The organism is Sedimenticola selenatireducens (genome assembly GCF_007625115.1).
Taxonomy (GTDB): domain Bacteria; phylum Pseudomonadota; class Gammaproteobacteria; order Chromatiales; family Chromatiaceae; genus Sedimenticola; species Sedimenticola selenatireducens_A.
In genome coordinates this window covers 19510-42029 of the sequence record NZ_VMNH01000021.1, presented here as the reverse complement: position 1 = coordinate 42029, position 22520 = coordinate 19510, and the positions used below count along the sequence as shown (strand labels likewise).

General features: G+C 47.6%; 25 protein-coding genes. 8 read left to right on the top strand and 17 right to left on the bottom strand.

Features of this window, described 5'->3' with window-relative positions; translation table 11 throughout:
• Positions 1-252: 252 nt before the first annotated feature.
• Positions 253-1608 (top strand): SLC13 family permease, encoded by a 1356-nt coding sequence (locus FHP88_RS14255; protein ID WP_260843322.1) that lies wholly within the window; start codon positions 253-255, stop codon positions 1606-1608.
• A gap of 128 nt (positions 1609-1736) precedes the next feature.
• Here the strand turns inward: FHP88_RS14255 and FHP88_RS14250 are convergent, their stop codons facing one another.
• Positions 1737-2441, bottom strand: coding sequence for a winged helix-turn-helix transcriptional regulator (locus tag FHP88_RS14250; protein WP_144359761.1), 705 nt, complete (start codon positions 2439-2441; stop codon positions 1737-1739).
• A gap of 170 nt (positions 2442-2611) precedes the next feature.
• Between FHP88_RS14250 and FHP88_RS14245 the strand changes: the two genes are divergently transcribed.
• On the top strand, positions 2612-2971 hold the full coding sequence (locus FHP88_RS14245; protein ID WP_144359760.1) for a group I truncated hemoglobin: 360 nt from the start codon (positions 2612-2614) through the stop codon (positions 2969-2971).
• 251 nt (positions 2972-3222) lie between these two features.
• Here the strand turns inward: FHP88_RS14245 and FHP88_RS14240 are convergent, their stop codons facing one another.
• Positions 3223-4692, bottom strand: coding sequence for a 2Fe-2S iron-sulfur cluster-binding protein (locus FHP88_RS14240; RefSeq protein WP_144359759.1), 1470 nt, complete (start codon positions 4690-4692; stop codon positions 3223-3225).
• 158 nt (positions 4693-4850) lie between these two features.
• On the opposite strand from FHP88_RS14240, the gene FHP88_RS14235 reads away from it, so the two are divergent.
• Together FHP88_RS14235 and FHP88_RS14230 are read left to right on the top strand one after the other, a co-directional pair.
• Positions 4851-5240: a hypothetical protein gene (locus FHP88_RS14235; protein ID WP_144359758.1), complete on the top strand. Its 390-nt coding sequence runs from the start codon at positions 4851-4853 to the stop codon at positions 5238-5240.
• Positions 5241-5355: 115 nt separating this feature from the next.
• Positions 5356-6282, top strand: coding sequence for a bifunctional helix-turn-helix transcriptional regulator/GNAT family N-acetyltransferase (locus FHP88_RS14230; RefSeq protein ID WP_144359757.1), 927 nt, complete (start codon positions 5356-5358; stop codon positions 6280-6282).
• A 306-nt stretch (positions 6283-6588) separates the two neighbouring features.
• Here the strand turns inward: FHP88_RS14230 and FHP88_RS14225 are convergent, their stop codons facing one another.
• From FHP88_RS14225 to ipdC, 5 genes are all read right to left on the bottom strand, one after another.
• Entirely contained in the window at positions 6589-7365 is a 777-nt protein-coding gene (locus tag FHP88_RS14225) for a hypothetical protein (RefSeq protein ID WP_186297736.1), read from the bottom strand.
• Between the two features lie 306 nt (positions 7366-7671).
• A complete protein-coding gene (locus FHP88_RS14220; RefSeq protein WP_144359755.1) occupies positions 7672-7863 on the bottom strand; it encodes a hypothetical protein in 192 nt (63 codons plus the stop codon).
• Positions 7864-8137: 274 nt separating this feature from the next.
• The gene (locus tag FHP88_RS14215) at positions 8138-9043 is read right to left on the bottom strand and encodes an arsenite methyltransferase (RefSeq protein ID WP_144359754.1); all 906 of its coding nucleotides are present in this window, start codon (positions 9041-9043) and stop codon (positions 8138-8140) included.
• A gap of 101 nt (positions 9044-9144) precedes the next feature.
• On the bottom strand, positions 9145-9693 hold the full coding sequence (sigZ, locus tag FHP88_RS14210) for an RNA polymerase sigma factor SigZ (protein ID WP_144359753.1): 549 nt from the start codon (positions 9691-9693) through the stop codon (positions 9145-9147).
• A gap of 120 nt (positions 9694-9813) precedes the next feature.
• The gene (ipdC, locus tag FHP88_RS14205) at positions 9814-11445 is read right to left on the bottom strand and encodes an indolepyruvate/phenylpyruvate decarboxylase (protein WP_335341535.1); all 1632 of its coding nucleotides are present in this window, start codon (positions 11443-11445) and stop codon (positions 9814-9816) included.
• Between the two features lie 180 nt (positions 11446-11625).
• Between ipdC and FHP88_RS14200 the strand changes: the two genes are divergently transcribed.
• Positions 11626-12102 (top strand): Lrp/AsnC family transcriptional regulator, encoded by a 477-nt coding sequence (locus FHP88_RS14200; protein WP_144359752.1) that lies wholly within the window; start codon positions 11626-11628, stop codon positions 12100-12102.
• Positions 12103-12162: 60 nt separating this feature from the next.
• Here the strand turns inward: FHP88_RS14200 and FHP88_RS14195 are convergent, their stop codons facing one another.
• Positions 12163-12345, bottom strand: a complete 183-nt coding sequence (locus FHP88_RS14195) for a hypothetical protein (protein WP_144359751.1) — start codon at positions 12343-12345, stop codon at positions 12163-12165.
• Between the two features lie 359 nt (positions 12346-12704).
• The gene (locus FHP88_RS14190; protein WP_144359750.1) at positions 12705-13772 is read right to left on the bottom strand and encodes a hypothetical protein; all 1068 of its coding nucleotides are present in this window, start codon (positions 13770-13772) and stop codon (positions 12705-12707) included.
• Positions 13773-13897: 125 nt separating this feature from the next.
• Here FHP88_RS14190 and FHP88_RS14185 point away from each other — a divergent pair, with 125 nt between their 5' ends.
• Complete coding sequence (locus tag FHP88_RS14185; protein ID WP_144359749.1) at positions 13898-14113, top strand: hypothetical protein; 216 nt, start codon at positions 13898-13900, stop codon at positions 14111-14113.
• Positions 14114-14139: 26 nt separating this feature from the next.
• On the opposite strand, the gene FHP88_RS14180 is transcribed toward FHP88_RS14185, so the two are convergent.
• Together FHP88_RS14180 and FHP88_RS14175 are read right to left on the bottom strand one after the other, a co-directional pair.
• Positions 14140-14466, bottom strand: coding sequence for a hypothetical protein (locus FHP88_RS14180; protein WP_144359748.1), 327 nt, complete (start codon positions 14464-14466; stop codon positions 14140-14142).
• 23 nt (positions 14467-14489) lie between these two features.
• The gene (locus FHP88_RS14175; RefSeq protein WP_260843321.1) at positions 14490-16208 is read right to left on the bottom strand and encodes an HAD family hydrolase; all 1719 of its coding nucleotides are present in this window, start codon (positions 16206-16208) and stop codon (positions 14490-14492) included.
• A 247-nt stretch (positions 16209-16455) separates the two neighbouring features.
• Between FHP88_RS14175 and FHP88_RS14170 the strand changes: the two genes are divergently transcribed.
• The gene (locus tag FHP88_RS14170) at positions 16456-17136 is read left to right on the top strand and encodes a thiol:disulfide interchange protein DsbA/DsbL (protein WP_186297735.1); all 681 of its coding nucleotides are present in this window, start codon (positions 16456-16458) and stop codon (positions 17134-17136) included.
• 185 nt (positions 17137-17321) lie between these two features.
• Entirely contained in the window at positions 17322-17843 is a 522-nt protein-coding gene (locus tag FHP88_RS14165; RefSeq protein ID WP_144359746.1) for a ferritin-like domain-containing protein, read from the top strand.
• A 10-nt stretch (positions 17844-17853) separates the two neighbouring features.
• Here the strand turns inward: FHP88_RS14165 and FHP88_RS14160 are convergent, their stop codons facing one another.
• The 6 genes from FHP88_RS14160 to FHP88_RS14135 form a co-directional block, all read right to left on the bottom strand.
• The gene (locus FHP88_RS14160; protein ID WP_144359745.1) at positions 17854-18282 is read right to left on the bottom strand and encodes a hypothetical protein; all 429 of its coding nucleotides are present in this window, start codon (positions 18280-18282) and stop codon (positions 17854-17856) included.
• 96 nt (positions 18283-18378) lie between these two features.
• Positions 18379-18909, bottom strand: coding sequence for an HAD family hydrolase (locus FHP88_RS14155; protein ID WP_144359744.1), 531 nt, complete (start codon positions 18907-18909; stop codon positions 18379-18381).
• A 58-nt stretch (positions 18910-18967) separates the two neighbouring features.
• Positions 18968-19210: a CDGSH iron-sulfur domain-containing protein gene (locus FHP88_RS14150; protein WP_144359743.1), complete on the bottom strand. Its 243-nt coding sequence runs from the start codon at positions 19208-19210 to the stop codon at positions 18968-18970.
• 102 nt (positions 19211-19312) lie between these two features.
• Positions 19313-20047 carry a DUF4124 domain-containing protein gene (locus tag FHP88_RS14145; protein WP_186297734.1) on the bottom strand — a complete coding sequence of 245 codons (735 nt, stop codon included), beginning with the start codon at positions 20045-20047 and terminating at the stop codon, positions 19313-19315.
• Between the two features lie 87 nt (positions 20048-20134).
• Positions 20135-20803 (bottom strand): sensor histidine kinase, encoded by a 669-nt coding sequence (locus FHP88_RS14140; RefSeq protein WP_144359741.1) that lies wholly within the window; start codon positions 20801-20803, stop codon positions 20135-20137.
• A gap of 24 nt (positions 20804-20827) precedes the next feature.
• Positions 20828-22441: a response regulator gene (locus FHP88_RS14135; protein WP_144359740.1), complete on the bottom strand. Its 1614-nt coding sequence runs from the start codon at positions 22439-22441 to the stop codon at positions 20828-20830.
• Between the last annotated feature and the right edge of the window lie 79 nt (positions 22442-22520).

Genomic DNA, 22520 nt, shown 5'->3' with positions numbered 1-22520 from the left:
TGGACTCCTCATGCTCACCGTTAACTGAAACACCAATCTCAGTTTGGCACATCGATGCCGTAAGGGTGAGGAGGAGTCCATCCCATTGCTTTCAACAGGGCGTAAATTTGGTATCGTTCATACTCGGCCAGTTGATTGCAGATTATAGCGTTTCATTTCTTGGTCGGGAGGAGCGCTGACTCTACCAGCTGACCTCTCTTCTACCAATTGTACTTATTATCCAAAACCGCCATGTATGCAAAGCAGGCATAAATGAGGATTGAGATGGATCGACGCTGGATTACTCTGAGCATGACAATTTTGGTCGCTTTGGGTCTCTACTGGGGTAGCGATCTCGAAACACCTTTGCGCATCGGTCTCTCCATACTCACTCTCATTGCCCTGCTCTGGGTCACCGAGACTTTCAATATTACCATCACCGCGCTGCTGATACCGGTGCTCACAGTCAGCAGTGGAGTGTTCAGTGTCGATCAAGCCCTCAGTAACTTTGCCCATCCGATCATATTCTTGTTTCTAGGCGGGTTCGCTCTAGCGGCGGCGCTGCACAGACAGCAGTTGGATATCCGTCTTGCTTCGTTGGTGATGCGGGCCGCCAAGGGGCGGCTTTCTGTCGCCGCGCTGCTACTGTTCATCACCACTGCCTTTGTCTCCATGTGGATCTCTAACACTGCTACCACCGCGATGATGCTGCCGCTAGCGCTGGGTCTGCTAGTCTGTCTACCCTATGAAAACTATCGCCCGACCTACTGGTACCTGCTTCTTGGAATTGCCTACTCAGCCAATATCGGTGGCATCGGCACCTTGGTTGGAAGTCCGCCTAATGCGATTGCAGCGGCAGCAGCAGGGATTAGCTTTGCCGAATGGTCGAGTTTCGGTGTGCCAATTGTGCTAGTCCTGTTGCCCCTGATGTTCCTACTGCTGCGACTAGTCTTCCGCCCAGACCTGTCACATCGTATTGAGCAAGAGATACCAGAATCATCAAATAACCATTTTACAAAGCCGCAATACCTGACATTGGGTGTGTTTCTTCTTACTGTGCTGCTCTGGCTACTGAGTCAACCTATTTCAAAGGTTCTGGGGATTTCCAAGGATTTTGACTCTCTGGTCGCAATCATGGCTATTGTCTTGATCGCTGCACTGAGATTGGTGGAGTGGAAGGATATTGAAAATTCCGCGAACTGGGGTGTGTTGTTGCTGTTCGGCGGTGGTCTCACTCTCTCCGCTTTGCTCAAAGAAACCGGCACCAGTGTCTTTCTGGCGGAGGGGGCTGCCAGTCTGCTTCAGGGGGCACCGCTACTCTTACTGCTATTTGTTATTGTCTTTTTTATGGTGATGCTGACTGAGGTGGCAAGCAATACCGCCAGTAGTGCACTGATGATTCCTATTTTTGCCTCCATCGCTGAGGCTATGGGAATATCGTCTGCCGTTATGGCAGTGGTGATTGCTATCGCCGCTTCCTCCGCGTTCATGCTTCCTGTCGCAACACCACCTAATGCGATAGTATTTGGATCGGGCTATATCCCCCAGAGTCAGATGATACGGATCGGCTTGGTATTAAATCTGGTACTGGCGTGTCTAATCAGCCTCGTTACCTGGTTTATTATCTAGCCAGCACAGTACAGAAACAACTTGAGTGCTTAACTCTACTGGGTTAGAAACAGCACGTGTCGCCGTCAAAGAGCCGGTAGAAATAGCTACAGTGTTGATAGCGCCCGTTGTTTAGATGGAAAAAACACTCAAACAACCCAATTCAATTTAGGAAGTTCTTCAAGGGATCCAAGTCGAGACAGGAGACTTGATTTAAGCCAATCCTGAAGGTTAGAAGCGAGCTTCTTATCACCCATAACCTTAATATCCCCGCACTCTACGGCTTGCTTGAATGGTCTTTGGCAGGTCCACACTGCCGTCATATCCGCTAAAGAACTTTTTATGAGAATATCAACTTCATAACCAGGATCAGACAGACAGAGATCAATGATCCCATCCTCCGAAATCAGCCACCAATCATGGGCGCCCTTCGGTGCATCGGGATATTCAAACTGAACAACAATACGGTTTTGCGGAAAAACAGCAGGATCTACACTGCGCCGCATATCCCACATCAATAATCCAGCATCCAGATCACCCTCATCTAAATTGGTTTGCGCCCAACGATGACCCCAAGCACCGAGCAATTCTACTACGGGTTTCAACTCTATCCCTGCCTTTGTCAATTCATAATGATTTTTCCCACTCTCGCTTTTCATTGTGATAACACCTGCTTTTACCAATTGCTTGAGGCGTGTTGATAACAATGTTGGAGACATTAAAGGCACGCCTTTTTGCAACTCGCTATAACGGGTACTCCCAGCAATGAATTCCCTTACAATAAGCAAGGTCCAACGCTCACAGAGTAACTGGGTTGCTTGTGCTAATGGACAAAACTGACCGTACGCCTTCATGCTTACTCCTTATTCATTATTTGATTTCTTATATACAACGCTATTAAGCCTAGCAGCTACTACAGATTCTGTACTTCTTTCTGTTAATCAGCAGTGCTAATTTCGCGCTGTACACAACAAAAACGTAACGATGCAGAGTTCATTACTGATTCACAGGAGGAAACCGAATCATGTCACAGTCACTATACGAGCGATTAGGTGGAAGTGAGGGCATAACCAGCATTGCGAATGACGTAGTTGATAATCATCTGATAAATTCAACTATATCTACAAGGTTTGAAAATTCAGATGCCGATAAGCTGAAGCATGCGGCAGCCACCTTTTTTATCACCGGAACAGGTGGACCCGAGGTGTATAAGGGGGTGGATATGCTCTCTGCCCATAAGGGTATGAATATTTCTGCCGGTGAGTTTATGGCCGTCTTGGATGATGCGTTAAAAGCACTTGAAAATAATAACGTTGGTCAACGGGAACAGGAGGAAGTGCTGTATGTTCTCTACAGCATGCGTTCACAGATTGTATTGGTCTAATACTCAAAAACACCTTATTGAATCAGCATGCCCCAGAAATAGAGGGGTATGCTGATCTCAATAAGAAATGGAAAGGCATTCTGTTTAATAACGCGCAAATCTCATTTTCCAGCGAACTCATATAAGCTGTTCTTAGAGAGTGATTGAAACTAACCATGAGTGACGTAAATGTTATAACCCAATCCTATCAGCAGGATTAGGCACGACAGCAATTTAATCACGTTGACCCATTTATCCAAATCGTTTGATGCTCAACTTACCGGCTCTACAAACCATTCGCCGGTATCAATGGATTGTTTCTCGACAGCATTTTTGATTGATTGAATCCAGTCAATTGGTCCTGCTAAATAGATCTGCGTTTTTCTGTTCTCGGTAATCTCTTCAATGAGCTGGTTGGCTAATTCATCAACCGTGATATCCTTTTTTGTATCCTTGTAATGAAAATTATCCAGGGCATCATTCCAGGACCGACAGAGTTTCTCCAGCTGAGAACCTGCAGGATTACCCCCGACCAAGATCAGCGAGATGTCTTCTGCATCATCGATCGTGATGGCCTGTTCAACCAGGCTCTTGATGGGTGCCAACCCACTGCCTTTTGCCATAAACACCACCGGACGCGAGGAGTCCTGATTCAGCACAAAACCACCTTCGGGTCCCTCGAGCACAACCGTCTGTTTGGCCAGCTCTCCACTGTAGACAGCTTGCATTAATGGTGATTTTGATTCGGCAAAAATCAGGAACTGGAGATTACGCCCATCACAGGGGCAACTGGCAATATAGAGCTGATCACTGATGCCATCCTCTGTTGTCACTGTGACCCGCTGCCCAGCCTTAAAGCGCAACGAATGTGTGCGGGGCGTCTGTACATGGAGCAAAGCGAGTTCAGGGCCCTCTTGCTCAACTTTACGCACAACCGCTCGAATGACCTGATGGGGAAGTGTGTCAGAGACTTGCGCTTCATTCGCCTCGATCACCAAATCTGAAATAGCCGTGTTGGAACACGCCAGGATATAGCCCTCTTCTTGTTCTCGCGCACTCAGAACATAATCGTGATGACGCAATTTTCGCACGGCACCGGCGGTCACTTTGCATTTACAGGCCCCGCAATTCCCACTGGTACAGCCATAATCGAGATACAGTCCTGCTTTGAGTCCAGCTTCCAGAATCGAATCATTACCTTCAATAAAATACTCATGCCCACTCGGTAATATTCGAACACTGGCGGTCACTATCTTGAGCAGCGCATCTTTGGCAAACAGACGCGCCTTTGCATCACTGGCCCGGTCAAGGCGCCCTATCGCGCCTTCAAGCTTTTCAATGCACTTTTTAACCGAAACACGCAGTGCTTTCTCTGGTTCTTCCAGCGCGGATGTAAGATCAGTTACAGCCTCGTCAATTAAGGCCTCTGATGAATTCAATGCCGCCTTCGTATGTACTAGCGTATGTTGAAACTCATGCAAACGCGTCATCAGCACCTGCGGATCTGGCATCCACCCATCACTGTAGTGTCGTTTGGGACGCGCCTCGGACTTGATACGCTGCACCCGTTCCAGAACAGGGTCTTCATCCATATCGATATGGGGATAGAGCGCCAGCAGTGTCTCCAGGGAGATCTCCCCCTCGAAGGTCTCTACGCGCTCCTTTCGGATTCTCTTCTGCAGTTCGCCACGGCTGACATCAGCCAGACGTGCAGCCCGAGACAGTGATAACAGTTGTGGCATACGGCTTCCCTCCTGATTCACTTTCCAATCCAATATATCAACTATTATAAGAATAGTAAGCCAGATTGATTCCAGCCAGAAGAGACAACTGCAACCGTTAGCCGTATTATTGGTCTTAATTACTGCAATGTGCTGGATTGGACAGTTTGGTTACAACTATGAATGAAACCATTGATAACAATGACACACAGCTTGCCGTTATGGCAGAGGGATTGTTCCTGGCTAACTTGCTCCTGCTTCCAGGGGTCTGTTTTGCCTGGCTGACTTACCTCTATTTCAAACACCGCACCACAGCCTCAGCGCTTGCCCGCAGTCATCTTGAACAAACCTTTGTGGCGAGCATTATTGGCGGCATTTTATTAGTTATAGCCAACCTGGCCATACTCTGGCTTGGGGGTTATCAAAGCGCGAATACATGGATGGTATTAATTCTCTATTTTACCACCGTCCACTCCACACTGGTCCTATTGGGTATCGTAGGATTGGCCAAAGCCATGGCTGGCGCTGAATTCCGGTATCCCATCATTGGCCGCTTCAGCTTTAACTAGATAGCCACATCCGCATCTATTTCCACCCTATGGATTATTTTTCATTCAATATTAGTTGACATAGTCAATTAATAAGTTGCATATTGCATGCAATAGAGCATCATGGGTGGTCGTCATGAAACAAATCGCAGACTCGCTGGACGAAATTGATCAGATACGTGCCTTTAATCGATTCTATACCCGTCACATAGGTATCCTGGATGAAGGGTTCTTGGGACAAGCACTTAATCTCCCAGAGATTCGCGTCCTGTTTGAGGTGGCAAAAGAGAGCACATTGACCGCCACCACGCTTGCGGACTACCTGAGAATGGATCCCGGCTATGTCAGTCGAATACTGGCTAAACTGCTCAGACAGAGCCTGTTGCAGAAAACAACAGATCCAACGGATCGACGCAGAAAACGGCTTACGCTGTCCCCCGCCGGACTGACAACATTACAAGCGCTGGATGGACTTGCCCGGGACAATCTGGATCAACTGCTTAAGCCCTTGCTCATGCATCAACGCCGCGAACTGGTAGACGCCATGCATCGCATAATGGACCTGCTTGAGCCGACACGAAAGCGCTCTGTACTGATACGCCCCCTACAACTGGGTGATATCAGCACAGTAATCAATCGTCACGCGGTGCTCTACGCCACAGAATATCAATGGGATAAAAGTTTTGAGCGTACCGTGCTGGAAGTGCTTGCATCGTTTGCCAACAACTATGATGAAACCTGCGAACGAGGTTGGATTGCTGAAGTAGATGGCCGATTCGCTGGCAGTATATTTGCTGTCAAAGAAGATACTGAAACAGCTCGGCTGCGTGCCCTGTTAGTCGAACCCGAATTTCGCGGCATGCAGATTGGCCGACAACTGATTCAACAGTGCATCGACTTCTGTCGCCAATGTGGATACAAGAAGATGACGCTCTGGACCTGCTCCTGCCTTACTCAGGCACGAAAGCTCTATACCAAATCGGGTTTCACCTGCACCAAGGCGTGGGATGAACATATATTTGGCGCCGATCTGACCAGTGAAAGCTGGGATAAGGTGCTTTAAGGTACAGTACCTTGTGCCTGGATCTGGCAGTTACTGTCGAGTGTATTTTGTTTACTGCTGATTGCGGTGTTACTTTCTCGTTTGGTTGCCAAAAGCGACCATTGAGTCATTCAGTTTGTTCGGCAGAAACCATCCAATAGCTGCCACTCAACCCAGATCGGTAGGGTGGGCACGCCGTGTGTGCCCACGCGATAATTATGGCGCATACCCGTGGGCACAAAAAACGTGCCCACCCTACCTGGCTGAGTAAGTCTGTCGGTTTGCTTTCGCAACAAAAAAAGGGGGGCTGTGTAGCCCCCCCGGTGATTACCTTTTAATCCGGCGGGACAATCCCAGCAGGCCAAGGCCAAGACCTATAAGACTGAGCGGTACCGGTACGGGTACCTGTGCACCAGTACATTGGGGGTCTGTCGGATTCAGCTCACAGAATGTGGGGGCAACCGTCTCGGTGAATCCCTGGTAAGCAACCTGAGACTGGGAGAAGTTGTAGAATCCAAAGCGGCCCGTGGTGTTGCCGGACGTAGCGTAGTTGAAGATGTTGGTACCGGTCCCGAAACTGCCTCCGGAGATGTCGATCTTGATCAGGGATGCAGTGTATTCCAACGTAAAGTCGTAAATAACGTTATCCACCCAGCCAGTTCCCAGGTTGGTGGCCAGTACATCGTAACCGGTCGCGTCCAGATGGTGGTTTCCGAACGGAATTGCGTTCAAACCTCCAGACACCTCGGAGAGGTAGAATCCAGGCGCGGAGCCCGACTGCTGGCCCTGTTTCCAGTCAAACAGGAAAAATGGTGTTGTATCATTCGCATCAAAACCAAACACAAAGCCCATGTAGTCATCATCCCCGTCGTTGGCGGCGGAAAATGATCCCTGGAATTGCGTATTGAAAAAGTTCCCAGGGCTTACAAAGGCTGTAGGATTGCCGTTGATTGTTTGCAGTACACTGTTTCCGTCACCCGATACCACCCAATTGCCATTGCCCAGAGGCCCCTCCTGCTGGAAGGTATTCAGGTCGATGGGTGTCGGAACGGCAAAAACAGATCCTGCAATACTCATCAATCCGACAGCGGTTATTATTTTCATGTGGGTTAGCATAGTCTTTACTTCCTTAAAGAATTCTTGAAATAAATCCGTCGATATCACACTTTACGAGGATTGCAATTATGATGCCATTCAATATAAATCAACGACTTATTTAGTGTTCCTTCAGCCGACCTGTAAAATTACCTGACACTTTGTGTTGTTTGCACATGAATTAAAAAGGGCAGATTTATTTTCTACGTACAAGCCGGTGCAGGAGTAAGCGGCCGCTTTTGGATGTTTCTTAACCAGCACCTAGATTTTTCTAATAGCAGCCTTGTGTCAGAAACGATCTGAACCTTTGCACCTTTAACCCTTACGCATACCCGTACGCCGGCCCTGTGCCTCAACGAACTGTTGTAGCGTAGCGCTGCGCGCATCGGCGGTCGTCATGATCTCTATCAGCTGAAAGCACCCTCGCCGCTCAACAGCCTGACTCAGTGCCTGTTGTAGTTCTGCACGGGTCTGCACACGCACACCATCACCGCCCATTGAACCCATCACATAGCAATCCGGGCCAGAGAACAATTGTCGCCAATATTAGAGTTAATTGTTCTCTGACCCGAATGGTACTTACTTAAGCTCAAATGTAGGGTGGGTTAGCGTTTTTTGCGTAGCCCACCAAGCGTTGCGCAGCAACACAAGGCGTTTATTTAAGGTGTGCCTGACGGCACCGTTGGTGGGTTACGGCGCAAACAACGCGCCTAACCCACCCTACATTGGATACGAATCTGCTTAAGTAAGTACTATTCTTCTCTGACCCGTTTTTTGTTGGCTATGCCATGGGTTTAGTTGCCTCGATTGTAGCTGATACCACATAATCCGCTATTTTGCTGCCCGGAACCCATTCGCGGATGAAGTCACGACTTTCATCCTTAGGCGAGATGCGGATATTCCCAAACCCCGTATCACTCAGATAGGCTTCAATGTCTGGAAGTGAACTGGCCCCTGCCATACAACCGGTGTAAAGGAATAGGTCATTTTGCAGTGCTTCCGGCAACGCCGCTGTTAGAACAATATCGGAGACGGCGATACGGCCACCAGGTTTCAGGACACGAAAGGCCTCCGAATAAACCTTCCGCTTCTCCGGGGACAGGTTGATCACACAATTGGAGATAATGACATCTACACTGTTGTCTGCTGCGGGAAGATTTTCGATCTCACCCAGTCGAAACTCCACATTTTGCACGCCGGTCTTTTCGGCATTTAACTTGGCTTTGGAGATCATTTCGGGCGTCATGTCCACCCCGATCACAAAGCCCTTATCACCCGTGGCCTTTGCCGCCAAAAAACAATCAATTCCGGCGCCGCTTCCCAGATCAAGAACGGTCTCTCCCTGTTTAATTGAGGCAATGGCTTGAGGATTGCCGCAACCAAGGCCAAGATTCGCCCCTTCCGGCAAGGAAGCCAGCTCGCCTGATGAATAGCCAAGTGCTTTTGAGGTTTCATCCGGCGATAGCGCCGGGCCGCTGCAACACGCGCCTTGTACGCTGTTGTTATCACTTGATGGTGTTGCAGTGTCGCAACCACAACCGTCTTCACCGGCTACTTTTGCCTCGGCATCTGCCACGCAGCAGGCATCAGTTTCTTTCGGGGCTGGCCCACCGCAGCAGCCTTCCGCTACTTTGCCATAGTGGCTACGTACCGCTTCGCGGACTTGATCCGTGTTGAGTGGTTTCATCTGTGTCTCCTTTCATGATTACAATTGAATCAGAACGATTTCTGCTTCCTACACAGGTAGACGGAGACATCACGAAAAAGACGCAAAATCAGTAAAACTTCTTAGCAGAATTTGCAATCGCCCTCTTTTTTGTCGTAATCAACTATTTGGTTCATCGCGTTAATTTCTACTGTGCAGCAGTCGTAAAGCATGGTTTTCAACAGCGCTCTTCCCCGTTGGACGCGCGACTTCGCCCCGGACAGTGAAATGTTTTCTTTTTCCGCTATCTCACTTTGGGTCTTCCCTTCCATCGCAGAGAGCTGAACCGCATGGCGGTATTTTTCCGGTAATTGCTGAATCATCGGGGCAAGACACGACGATAACTCCCGCCTGTTAGTCTCCTCCCTGTTGGCTTGCGGTTGTTCAAGCCACTCCGGTAATGCTTCCAGCGGCTTGTGAGAACGATAGTAATCAATGAGCGCATTTCTTGTTATTTGATAGAGCCAGCTTTCAAGCTTGTTCCTGTTTTCAAGGGTATCAATCCGAGAATGAACCCGAACAAAGATATCCTGAAGAATATCTTCAGCCGCATCTTTATCGTTGACCCGCTTGCCTATGAAAGCGCGAAGATTGGTGTGATACTTATTCCACATTTCTTCAGTTGTATTCATGCTGTTTCATCCAATGACATAACGCAGCTAACGCAGCTGTAGAATAATCCGCCATAAAATAACAGGACCCCGGCATTAAGCTAGTGCCATTTAAGTGCGACCCTTATGATACTCGTACCTTTAACCCTTGCGCATACCCGTACGCCGTCCCTGTGCCTCAACGAACTGTTGTAGCGTAGCGCTGCGCGCATCGGCGGTCATCATGATCTCTATCAGCTGAAAGCGCCCGCGCCGCTCAACAGCCTGGCTCAGCGCCTGTTGTAGTTCTGCACGGGTCTGCACACGCACACCATCACCGCCCATCGAACCCATCATATCGGCAAAATGCCAGTCATCCAGCTGATTGAAACGACTCTCCGGTTGAAACGTAGCCAACATGCCCCAGCAACTGTTATTGAACAACAGCACAATTGGATCCCAGCCATAGCGTCTGCAGTTGCCCAACTCCCAACCGGTCATTTGAAAGGCGCCGTCACCAACCAAAATGAGGGGACGCTGACCCGTTGAGGCTTGTAATCCCAATCCTGCAGGCACACCAAACCCCATGGTGGCGTAGTAGCCCGGCGCAACCAGTTGCGTGTTATCCATATCCATGGCGGTAAACAGGCAATCACCAATATCCGAGGCAATGGGCATGGCACCACGCTGATCAAAAAGATCATTAACAGCCCGGGCAATATCGGTTGGCACAATTGGGTTATCATCAGCCTCAAGGCCGCGCGGATAATTAGGCTTCATTGGAGAAGCATGATGGGAATTGGGCGTTGTCTTGGAAAGCAACTCATCAATCAGTTCAGTCAGTGAGAGTTGCTGATAAAGATGATAGCCCACCTTCACCTCTTGATCGGAGGCATTAATGGTATGGCGGATATCCAATCGCTTGGCTGAAACACCAAAGTTTGAATCACAGACAATGACGCCCAACATCAACAACTGGTCGGATGTTTCCACCGTGTTACTAATGGCCTGATCGCCTGCCATGCCGATATAGGAGCCGATCAATTGACAGTCAGCATCTGAGAAAAGCCCTCTACCCATAAAACTGGTTGCTACAGGCAGCTTCAAGCGACGAGAGAGTTCGGCTACTTTATTTTCCAGCCCATAGCGGCGCACTTCTACACCCGCCAGAATCACAGGATTCTCAGCCGCCGACAATCGGCTGAGTATCTCATCCGCACAGGCCGACAGTGCCTGTGGATCGGCCATTGTAGGGGGTAACTGAGGAACCGGATCACAGAGTACATTCACCAAGTCGCGCGGGAATTCGATATAGACGGGTCGGGACTCTTCAAGACAACGGCGTAACACCCGGGCAATTTGCTCGGGTGCCTTCAACGGATCATTCAGCAACACTTGATCACAGGTGAACTCTTTAAAGACCTCATACTGCGAACCCAGTGTCTTCACCTGATGATGCAGCAACAGATCGCCTTGCAGTTCAGAAATACCCGGTGCACCCGAAATGACCACCAGTGGAGACTTCTCCGCATAGGCGCAGGCAACGCTATTGACCATATTGAAGGCCCCGGCACCATAGGTCACTACAGCAACGCCGAGTGATCCTCTTCCCCGTGCCGCCGCATCAGCCGCGAAGCCAACACCCGGTTCATGACTCAACGTATAGAACGGCAGAATCTCTGACTGCTCAATGACCTTGAAAAAAGGCAATGCAAAATCCCCGGGGATGCCGAACAACTCCTTTGCCCCATGCAGCTTCAACCCGTTCAGTAACGCCTCTGCCAGTGTCATCATGCTCTCCAAAATAGTGGTTCAATTTGGAGGCTAGCATAGTCGATCTGACATGACGTTATCGGGTGTTATCCATAGCCAAATAAGCCAGATATGCTATATTCATGCATATATTTTATTTTTTTGCTATTTAACTGCGCTTTTATCGCTTTAGATACTCTTTACAAAACAAAGAATCAGCCCATGAGCATCAAACTCGACAAGTACGACCGACTGATACTTCACCATCTGCAGGAGGATGCCCGCCTCTCGCACGTTGCGTTGTCAGAACGCGTTAATCTCTCGCCCTCTCAATGCGCCAGGAGGCTTCAACAGCTTGAAAACGAGGGCGTGATACGCGGTTATTCGGCCATACTGGATCCCCAGGCACTGGGTATGGATGTGGTTGCGCTGATTAACATCACACTGGAGAAGCATCAGGAGAACATTGCAGCGGCATTCGAGAAGGCCGTTCAAGAAAGACCTGAAATTCTGGAATGCTTATTGATTACAGGTGATGGTGATTACGAAATGCGCGTTATTGCAAAGAACCTGCAAGAGTTTTCGCGCTTTATCTCTGAGCATCTGATGAGAATGCCTGGGGTCTCTTCCATCAAGTCGAATATTCAGCTATCACAAATAAAGGCCCGCGCTCCCCTACCCCTACTCGATATTGAATAGAGCGCTAAAGTAAAAACACCCGCACAAGCGGGTGTCACTTAACGTGCAGGGGGCTATTATTCATTTCTTTTTCGACTTCTTGCCTTTTTTCTTCTTCGATTTCTTTTTCTTAGCTTTAGCTTTTTTCGCAGCTTTTTTCTTCGCCTTCTTCTTGGCTTTACGCTTTTTAGTCTTTGCTTTTAATTTTTTCTTCAGCTCATCAGCTTTTTTATCGTCTTTCTTATCACTTTTCTTTTTTCCCATTATCACTTCTCCACTGTTTGGTTGATATAGAGCCCAGAATCCAGAAAACCAAGCCGTATCTAGACCTATTCCGACTCTATACCGTTTTACTTTCCAAATAAAACCACTTTGCGATTTACATGACCTAGAACAACTGCATAAGTCACTCTAATGGGCATAGGTCTCCTGCAGCGCCTTTACAATACTGACCAGTGAGAGATGACAAGTCGCCAAATCACAAACCCATTGCAAACCGAATTTTTAGGCCTTTTCCCTTTACGTCATCCATGGAAGGCATATCTTCTCTACCCTATGCAGTCTTTACACGTTTGCTTTACAAATGCCGAGAGAATAAATGCTGCTGCGATTTTATTCACGACCTAACACCGCCAGACCTTTAAAACAGATTTACAGGTCGACCCTGCCAGCTTATCCAGTTCGCACTCAAGCTTGTCTCGCCAGGTTTCAAGTGTAGCAATGATCTGCTTCAGTTGATCAACAGGGAGCATGCCATCAATCATTCGGGTGAGTTGCTCCAGCATGCCATTTATACTGTCACATATCTGGTCAATGAACTTCCTTATTGGCTTCAACACCGAATCAATCAATCCGCGAATCAGTTTGTCTACGGCATCAATATCAATACCAAAGCGTTTGAATGCCGCTTTAACTACCGCCTCTACTTTTGATACAACCTTTTTTCTAAAGTCTTCAATTTTCTTTCTGCACTGGTTTACCTGACGAATGAGATCATTGATTGGTTTAATATCAATCTGTTTTAGTAGCTGGGTGATTTTCTGTGCCAGATCAGCGATAGGATCAAGCGTATTCTTAATCGTTTGCAATACCATTACGAGCGGTTGGATGGCCTTATTAAACTGATTTTTAATTTCTTGAACGGACTGGTCCAGTTGATCAAGCGCGTGGTTAATCTCATGCACACAAGCCACGGTATCGGCTGAGGGCGGAATACGTTTATAGTGCTCAACTAATTCGGCCAGTTTCTCTTCAAGTGAGATCACGCGGCCACGTAGCGCGTTTAACTCCTCAAGCCCCTTATTAACCAGCGGTTCAACCTTTTCAAGATACTGTTTTATTCTAGACGCCATTTTATCCATATCTTCGGTTGTCTTGATCATCTTATCCAAGACACCTTTATTGGTTGGCGACACCAATGGAGAGAGTAGATTGTGCGCGGCTTTACAGGCACTGCCTAATTGACCAGGGACCCACTCAAGTAACTGTGTGATTTCATTCAGCGCTAAAATAACTGTCCTGAGTTTCTTCAGATCTTTTGCTATAGTGTCAGGCAGATCCAATAGCTTTTTCATTTCGTCAATAATCGACTTGATATTGAGCAGAGGCTGTCGGATTGTGTCAACATCTTGATGCAGTAGCACTATACGCTGGTAGAGCTTTTCAATTTCGTCCGTGTTTTTTCGCATCATGGGAAATCCTTGTCCGTAATAGGCATCTATAGGAAAGTCTAACGTCAATTGGCGAAATAAAAATCACAAATACTATAGGGTTAGAGGTACAGTATGACTCAGAGACCCTGTTCAGAGGCCGCATTATGAATATCGACAGAGCCAAAGAATTGATACAGGTTCAATTGCAATTCAATAGCGGCTATAACCGCAATGCCGTACGCATGATCCTTGGGGACATTCAGCGCACTCAGGGCCAGCATGCCGTTGATCAGCTGATCGAATATTTTAATCTTGATCAGCACTATGGGCTCAAGCAAGGCACTGACTTCAGCAAGGTTGGAATGGGACCAACGACTTAGTACATATACACCCGTGTTAAGCGCGTCTATTCAATAGACGATGTTTCATTGTTGATGTCTATCCGAATGGAAAAATGATGAACAAGATAAGCGAAAAGAAAAGCTATGAGGCCACCAAATTCCAGCGAAAAGGCGAGCACCATCTGCCACGGATCGATAAATAGAATACCAGCCAATGCACCACCTATCCAGAGTAACAAACCTAATAGCGCGCTCCTTTTAAGTGATCGACGGTAGTTTGATGTGAAGGCTTGACCACAAGCAGTGCAGGTGAACACTGGGCGCCGCACAACCCATGATGCAATCTGGGTGTTGCATACCGGACAATCAAAATGGTTAATACTTTGCGCCACAAACAATCAGATCCCTAGGTAACTTAAATACTCCACCCTATCCTGGGTCGGGCGGCACGACAGGCTAAGGTAAGGGCCCATAACTCACCAAAATCATTCACCACCACATCGGGTTTATGGGGATGGCGCTCTGTTCCTGGAAAGATCTTATCCAGCCACTTTTGATCCCACTGGGCCCCATTGAAGAAAACACTTGTCACTCCAGCTTTCTTGGCCGCAATGGTATCTGTGGTGCTATCCCCGATATACCAGATTTCAGGCCCAGGCAAGAAGTGCAAATTCTCCAGTGCCTTGAGAATGGGATCAGCGTGGGGTTTTCGCAACGCTGTATCATCTCCGCAAACGGTGGTATCAAACAGGTCAGCCCAGCCCGTTCCTTCAACCGCAGCCAGCTCATGCTGAAAAAACTCACGATCACGATTCGTTAGCACGCCCAATTTTAAACCGAGTGCACGCAATCCAATGAGCATATCCTTTACTCCAGGCTCAAAGGGATAGACTGCGCCGTAGTGATTTCTATAGTGCCGATTAAACGCCGCATGGGCGATCTGTTTTGCCTCTTCATCAGCCCCAAAAAGCACTTCGAAAATATCGGTCCGCGATATTTTTCGGTCCGCCTTAATTTTAGGGTGCAACTGGTGGTAGTCACGTACATGCTCCACCAGCTTGGCATCTTCAACGGTTTTACTCTGAGAGGGATCTACCAGTCTTTCCGCAAGTCCTAACGTGTCAAGTTCTGGCAGCATATCGTCTACAGCGTGGTACATGGCATCCAGGGTGTCCACCAAGGTGGCGTGCCAGTCAAACAATAAAAATATAGGCGCAGTTAACTCAACGACGGCCGGATGCCAGTCAGGTTCAATGCGTGCAGGTGGCTTGCGTCTTGCCGGAGCACGCTCAGGACGCTCTGCCCAAATCTCGGCCCTTTCAGGCCCGTCTATTTTTTGAATCAAATCCAGCAATGAATCGAGATCATCAACGACCGCATCGGGTTTATGCGGATGCTGTTGAGTGCGGGGAAAAATCCGCTCTATCCAATCCCACTCCCACATTGCGCCGTTATAGAAAATGCTTGTAATACCCGCTTCTTTTGCCGCTATGGTATCGGTTCGACTATCACCCAGATACCACACATCAGGACCCGGTGTCGCCTTTAAATTAGCGATTGATTTCAGCAATACATCGGGAGCCGGTTTATGATGATTCACCTCATCACCACACACCGTGGTATCAAAAAGATCAATCCAACTGCCACCTTCCAGGCTTCTCATCTCATGCCCAAGAAACTCTCGACTGCGGTTGGTTGGCACGCCCAGTTTTATGCCTAATTTTCGCAAAAACTGTAGACGCTCACGCATGCCTTCTTCAAAAGGGGCTACAGCACCATAATGATCCCGATAGCACTTATTGAATGCCTTGTGGGCAATGGATATGGCTTCCAAATCCGGACCAAATAAGGCATCAAAAATATCGGTGCGGGAAACGCGCCGTTCCGCCCGAATTTTCGGATGCAAGCGTCTGAAGATACGAACGAAGCGGACCAGCTTCCGATCATCGGGTGTCTTACTCAACTCCTCAGGAGCCAGGCGGTTTAATAACCCCAACGCTTCGAACTGAGGCAATAGATCATCAATGGCAAGGTACATCGCATCCAAAGAATCAACCAGTGTTGCATGCCAATCCAACAACAAGATCTTAGGAGGAACAAGCTGTGGCACACTGTGGTCGATTCGATAACTCAATGGATAAATCTCCTCAATCAATTCTCTAAATTAAGCGCCGCCTTACTTCGAAGGCCCAGCATGGCAATTCTTGCTGTCTCGAGTATTACATACTCAATATGATTCCGTGAAGACAACAACAAGGCAATCAGGTTCATCCCTATAGCGCGCTTTCCAGTTGAAGTCCTAATAGTCAACGGCTATGCTTCCTGTTTGCAACAGTCCCGCAAGACACACACATAAAGACAACCTAACTAACGGTATTATAATGAAAAAAGGCCTTCTCATCGCTGTTCTGACACTGCTCATATTCTTAACGGGTTGTGATAACAGCACACAGCCACCCAGTCCCACGGACCAACTGAATAAAACTGCGCAGCCTGTAAGCGATCCAACTGAAGGAAAATACACGACGTTAAAGTCCCCACTGCCCAGCGCAGAATTAGCGTCTCAAAAACCCTACCTGGTTGAATTTTTCTGGTTCGGCTGTCCCCATTGCTACAGCCTAGAGCCCTTGACCAAGGCGTTTAAGGAGGATAATCCAGATTTCCAGTTCATTATGATACCTGCTGCACCTAACAGCCGCTGGGAAATTGAAGCGCGGCTTTTTTACGCAATGGAAGCACTGGGTATAAAAGACGCCCTGCTTGATCGAGTATTTAAACTCTATGCAGATAAACGCAATGAAAAGCGGTATCCCACCTTGGATGAAGTCGTTAGCCTAATGGATCAACAAGGCATCACAAAAGAGGTACTTGAAACCAGCATGAACAGTGATGAAGTCTCCATCCAGATCGAACGCTCAAAGAAGCTCTTTGATCAGGCCGAGCTAACCGGAGTGCCATCCTTAATTATTAACGGTAAATACCAGCTTGAATTCTCCAAACTGAGTAGTGAAAACTTCGCCGCAGACTTCATGCAAACCATCCTATCTTTAGGAAAAAAATAACTTACTCTCCTATAATGAGCACACAAACCAGGATTGCCTCGAATATGAATGGCAACTGATATTTCCTTTGCCTAGTACGTACAAACCATGCTAATAATGATACATATTTTTCAGCGACGGGATATATTTTGAATCCTATCCTTAACTGAATTCCATGATTATGTGTTATAGCCGAGGCCAATCCTATGTTGGATGTACGTTTAGACGCGCTAAAGAAGGCGATGCAATTAGAAAAAGAAGGCATGGCCTTCTACGCCGCATCACGGGACAAGGCCAGCAGTGAAATGGGTCGAAATATGTTTGAGTATCTGCGCAAATCAGAAGAAGGACATATTCGGCGAATCCGCGAGATTTACCATGCTTTGGAACTTTCGGGCACATGGCCTCAAAATCCACCCCAGGCTGACACACCTGAAGAGACGGTGAAAACAATCTTTTCTGATGCACTACATGAGCTACAAGAACAACAGACCGTAAATGCCGATGATATTGAGGCACTCAGACAGGCCGCCGTCTTTGAGCAAAATGGCGAACACTTTTACGCCAAAAGAGCCGAAGAGGTCACTGATTTATTCGAGAAGAATTTTTATACCCAACTGGCCCATGAAGAGTTTCACCATCTAAAAGCCATCCAGGATTCAATCCAGATGCTGGAAGACCCCCAGGGTTTCTTTGCCGATAGAGAACACGGCACCATGGCAGGTTAATGCGACAATTTCAGGCATCAGTAGTATTTGCCGCATGATCGTTTGAAGAGGCTGTCGCTTTACCAATGGGTGAAATAGAGATCACTGTCTGCAGAATAAAGCTGGAGAGTGCCAGCAGTAGCGCCAGATAAGTAAAGGCTTGTACCTTTTGCCCGAGCAGGACAAAACCGACATCGAACAGCACAATCGTCGTACAGGCCGCTATAACGGCCGCCTGTACGGTAACAACCTTTCCAAAACGTCGTAAAACAGTCACCGCAAGTGCCGCACCCGCACCAATTATAATGCCGTAGACAATATGGTACATGATCGAGGCAAACCAAGCCCCGCCAGCACCTACATCTTCTGCCAAGACAGACCAAGCGGGCATCAGCCATTGAACAACCGGCCCAACCAGCACAGTAACCACCAGAGCTGTGGCAAATATCTTCAAGTTCATAAAACCGTTCATTCGGCTTCCTCTTTTCGTTAGCTGTCTGATTATAAACCAATAAAAAGTGGCATCAAATTGATCAGAAGCAAAACATTTCGCTTCTTAGATCAGTTCTTCAAGGTAATGGATAGCGATTATCCCCTCAGGTACCGACTGACGCATTGGATTAAACCAGACCGCCTGCAGACCACTCGCGATAGCACTCGCAACATCACTACTAAAGGAATCACCTATCATCACGATATTAGACGATGGACAGCCGAGGGATTGTTGAATTTGCGTATAAAATTGAGGGGAATCTTTGCCGCATCCAAGTGTATGGGAGCAAAAAATACGTTCAATAAATCGGGACAGCCCAACACGCTCCAGTGCCTGCCTGATCTGATGCTCGTCAGAGTCAGCCGCACTGGTCGCCAAATGGCACCTATATTGAGCAGAGAGCGCCGCTAAAACGCGGTCAGCTCCTTCCACCATAGACACCTGTGACCAACTACACATGGGACCTTCCATCTCTGGTAGGTCGACCATGAGGGTATTACCCCAGTCAAATATGCAGTGCTGAATATCAAGCTTGCGCACATAACCAGAGGGGGGCTTCCCCTCTAAATCATGGAGAGTTTGAACAACAGTCACCCAAGATCATCCAGCGCTGATATAACTAGAGCAGGCCCTGGCATGGATGTACTTAAACTCACCCTGTCTTCTTATGACTGCCATCACAAAGAGGGGCCGTCTGTGTCACTTTACATCCACAAAAGTAGACCGTCTTTGTTTCACTAGCCTCATACTTGACGGGTTTGAATGCTGTATCTTTATGTGAACCATCACAAAAAGGTTGTTTGGCGCTTTTTCCACAGGCACACCAAAAATAGGATTTACCCTGTTCAACATCAATAGCAAAAGGGCTTTCTGCAGCCCGCACTGGCTTATCCATTATGTCAATTCCCTTGTTACTGATTATCTGATCAATACACAGCTGTATACGCCATTCCATTGAGTACTAGCGCGCGCTATGCATCACCGTTCAAGCTAAAACTCAGTACTGTTTTCTTTCGACCGTGTGCAATTTATTCTGCATTTCACGTACTACGGCACCGTATTTTCGAGTACATTTTTTCCAGGCCAGATACCGCTCACGTTTTTTACTGTACTCATTATACTCTTCAGGCTCTTCCCCACAGAGGCGATGCATCTGTGCCGTTGCCACATCGACATCTTTTTGAGCCTTGCTTACATCCCGCATATATTCGGCTTCAGATTGCCGCACATCATCCATTTTTTTATTAGCCCACTCAATCGCACACTGATACTCATTGACCGGTTTCTGATAGCGTGCCAGCTCTTCGTTGAAGGTGGATGACTTATTAGTGGATGACTTATTATAGGAGGAGTAGCGTTTTCTTTTTGGAGCAAGATACCTATCAAGCGCTTGCTTGGATCGATCCAGAGATTGATTCCAATATTTAATCTTTTCACTGAGTGTTTTCACACTCATCTGCCGATTTTCCCGTGGCTTGGTTAATTTTAATTCACCACAATAGGGTTGACCCTCGACTACCATGGGAATCAGCACCGATCCAGAAGTGGTCTGTACCTGCACTTGATCTTGGTCGACCGATGTTTCATTTGGAATGGGCGGGGTCTGGCTAAAATGTACTTCGCCATTCTCATCCACCCATTTATACATCTTGGCAGCGAACGCAGTACCATATCCAGATAAACAGAGACACAGTACCAACCATGGAATCAACACCAGAGGCTCTCTATTCATTACAATCATAAGACTTCGCAATCAATTTAATTGGTGTTCCAGAACAAATAATTTGTTTTTATCTAATACACTGTATTTTCCGAACTATTACGGCAACCAGACAGAAAAACAGCCTCCCGGTAACCGGTAATTATTTTCAAGCCGAATAAATCCTGACTGGTCTTTATTCTTATGCATCTCGGCAATCATAGTGGCAAAATATATACCCAACTGCGTCCGCCCCTCAGCCAGGTCTCGATGTAGATCTTCTGAGGTCTGAGCAGCAAGCATCTGTTTGGGATATCCTACACCATTATCCTCTACCCTAAAAACCAGGTAGTTATCCTCCTGAGCAGCCGAAATCCGCAATTCATCCATGGTATAGCGCAGGCCATTCCCCACCAAGTTATTTAACACCCCACGTAATAATCCCTCATCAAAGTACCCATACAGATCAGGGTCGCAATCGTAACTCAGTTTAATATGATTGGCAGTGGCCGATGAGGAACTTTCAGCCACAATCTCGGCGAGAAAATTGGCCACATCCACATCCTCAATCGTAGGCGAGATACGTTCATTCTCGATCTTATACAGGGTGAGCAGTTCTATAAGGTTATTATTCAGTCGCCGTGCTTCATTCTGTAGGGCCGTAACCTGCTCCGGTTTATCATAGTGAAACGATGGATCACTTGTGAGCTGTTCCAGGGTATGCACGACCATACTCAGGGAATTTTTCATATCATGGATCAACGAAGCCAGTACATCATAAAATTTCATTTGAAATCTCCTTGTTACTGCTTTCTATGAACCGCTCAAAAGCTGCTTGAGCATTCGTTCCATTTTATGCAATGTCCTATTCTCGGAATCCATCTGCCGTACTCGTGTCAGGTATTCGCGCACCTGATCTAACCGCTTAGGATCAATTCCAGATTTTTTCATCTGTAACATAAAGATACGCGCCGCATTAAGATTTACCACTTTGTTCCCCGGCATGCCCTCTACGGCTTCCTCAAACAGCAGCATCGCTTCATCCAGTTTGCCAACCTTGGCCAGTTCAACACCGCGATTATTAAGACGTACAATGCCCTTCTTGATATCGGCAATAAGCGCATTGGGGTCGTCCGAAAGGCCTAGGTCAGCCAAGGTTGATCCAACTTGTTTCAAGAAGGTTTCATCTGAGTGGTTGTTTTTGACCGCCTGTTGCAACAGTTCATGCGCCCGCTCCGTCTCACCCATTTTGCTGCATGAGCGTGCCATATCCAGTGCAAGTTCGGGTGCGGCCCGGGTACCCAACTCCTTGTAGAGTTCATGGGCATTGATCATGCAGGTCCTGGCCCGCTCACCATTGCCCATGTCTTCCTGTAAAACAGCTTCCGTCATGGAGGAGTAGAGATCCGCCTCTTTATCTCCTTTAAAGGCCTTTTTTAGATCACGAAGCACCCTTAGACCCGCTTCCCCGTTTGTGGTCGTCGCCTTGGCTTTTGCCAGGTTGGCGTAGATTGATGGATGCTTATAGATAGAGTGTCGACCCAGATGAATTGCCTGACTGAAGGCATGCTCGGCTACTTTCTCATCATGATTAGAGAGTGCCAGTTCCCCTAGTGCGCGTTGTCGGACTATTGCCTTGGCGGAGTGCGCTGTCGCTGTCTCCAGCACTTTTTGTGCTTTCTGTGGCTCATCTAATGCCAACTGGGTCTTCGCTAGCCAATCATAGGCAGCCATGAAACGCTCATTACCCTCAAGCAAGCCTTCGAACACGCGCTTGGCATCATCGAAACGCCGATTGCCATAGTAGGCCTTTCCAATGCCGAGGCGTGCCCAGGCGATATCCCTCTGAACCAGCACATCGGAGTAGATAGCCTCGGCTTGATCATAGGCACCCGCCTTAATACAGAGTTCAGCCTTGAGTTTTATGAACTCATTTACATTGCGTGGATTTTCCGCAATTCGCTTATCAAGCATTACGTTAGCAAGCTCATACTCTTTATGATCAATGGCATTTTCGATCTCTAATAAATCGGCCTTTCTATTCAGTAGGCGCTCAAGCCGCTGCGCAAGCAGATCTTTGGTGAAGGGCTTGGTTAGATATGAGTCCGGTTCATACTCTACAGCCCCCATGACCATGAGCCTTGTATTCTCTGCAGTGATCATGACAAATATACTGCTTACGCCTATCAGTTTTCTGGCGCGGATTTCTTCAAGTATTTGCTGACCATCCCGACCATCACCCAGATTATAATCACAAAGGATTACGTCATACCTTTTAGCCTCGATGTGCGCGATAGCCTCTCGCCCATTGGCCACAGAATCGATATTGGCCACACCAAATGACTGCAACATATTGCGCAGCACACCACGCATATCGCCATAGTCATCAACGATCAGAAAATTAAGCTGTTCAATTTTGTGTGTCATACAACGATCTCATACTGCACTGTCGTCTACCGTTATCCGCACTTCTATCAGAAAAAGGGGCTATCGAATCAATTTGTCT

Bases quoted from the DNA above. Each gene is read 5' to 3' on its own strand.
- FHP88_RS14220 (WP_144359755.1), bottom strand. From the start codon at position 7,863: ATGGGTTCAATGGGCGGTGATGGTGTGCGTGTGCAGACCCGTGCAGAA.
- FHP88_RS14170 (WP_186297735.1), top strand. From the start codon at position 16,456: ATGAAAAAAGGCCTTCTCATCGCTGTTCTGACACTGCTCATATTCTTA.
- FHP88_RS14250 (WP_144359761.1), bottom strand. From the start codon at position 2,441: ATGAAGGCGTACGGTCAGTTTTGTCCATTAGCACAAGCAACCCAGTTA.
- FHP88_RS14215 (WP_144359754.1), bottom strand. From the start codon at position 9,043: ATGAAACCACTCAACACGGATCAAGTCCGCGAAGCGGTACGTAGCCAC.
- FHP88_RS14200 (WP_144359752.1), top strand. From the start codon at position 11,626: ATGAGCATCAAACTCGACAAGTACGACCGACTGATACTTCACCATCTG.
- FHP88_RS14145 (WP_186297734.1), bottom strand. From the start codon at position 20,047: ATGAATAGAGAGCCTCTGGTGTTGATTCCATGGTTGGTACTGTGTCTC.
- FHP88_RS14160 (WP_144359745.1), bottom strand. From the start codon at position 18,282: ATGAACTTGAAGATATTTGCCACAGCTCTGGTGGTTACTGTGCTGGTT.
- FHP88_RS14245 (WP_144359760.1), top strand. From the start codon at position 2,612: ATGTCACAGTCACTATACGAGCGATTAGGTGGAAGTGAGGGCATAACC.
- FHP88_RS14235 (WP_144359758.1), top strand. From the start codon at position 4,851: ATGAATGAAACCATTGATAACAATGACACACAGCTTGCCGTTATGGCA.
- FHP88_RS14195 (WP_144359751.1), bottom strand. From the start codon at position 12,345: ATGGGAAAAAAGAAAAGTGATAAGAAAGACGATAAAAAAGCTGATGAG.
- FHP88_RS14190 (WP_144359750.1), bottom strand. From the start codon at position 13,772: ATGATGCGAAAAAACACGGACGAAATTGAAAAGCTCTACCAGCGTATA.
- sigZ (WP_144359753.1), bottom strand. From the start codon at position 9,693: ATGAATACAACTGAAGAAATGTGGAATAAGTATCACACCAATCTTCGC.
- FHP88_RS14135 (WP_144359740.1), bottom strand. From the start codon at position 22,441: ATGACACACAAAATTGAACAGCTTAATTTTCTGATCGTTGATGACTAT.
- FHP88_RS14140 (WP_144359741.1), bottom strand. From the start codon at position 20,803: ATGAAATTTTATGATGTACTGGCTTCGTTGATCCATGATATGAAAAAT.
- FHP88_RS14240 (WP_144359759.1), bottom strand. From the start codon at position 4,692: ATGCCACAACTGTTATCACTGTCTCGGGCTGCACGTCTGGCTGATGTC.
- FHP88_RS14150 (WP_144359743.1), bottom strand. From the start codon at position 19,210: ATGGATAAGCCAGTGCGGGCTGCAGAAAGCCCTTTTGCTATTGATGTT.
- FHP88_RS14255 (WP_260843322.1), top strand. From the start codon at position 253: ATGAGGATTGAGATGGATCGACGCTGGATTACTCTGAGCATGACAATT.
- ipdC (WP_335341535.1), bottom strand. From the start codon at position 11,445: ATGATGACACTGGCAGAGGCGTTACTGAACGGGTTGAAGCTGCATGGG.
- FHP88_RS14225 (WP_186297736.1), bottom strand. From the start codon at position 7,365: ATGAAAATAATAACCGCTGTCGGATTGATGAGTATTGCAGGATCTGTT.
- FHP88_RS14230 (WP_144359757.1), top strand. From the start codon at position 5,356: ATGAAACAAATCGCAGACTCGCTGGACGAAATTGATCAGATACGTGCC.
- FHP88_RS14165 (WP_144359746.1), top strand. From the start codon at position 17,322: ATGTTGGATGTACGTTTAGACGCGCTAAAGAAGGCGATGCAATTAGAA.
- FHP88_RS14185 (WP_144359749.1), top strand. From the start codon at position 13,898: ATGAATATCGACAGAGCCAAAGAATTGATACAGGTTCAATTGCAATTC.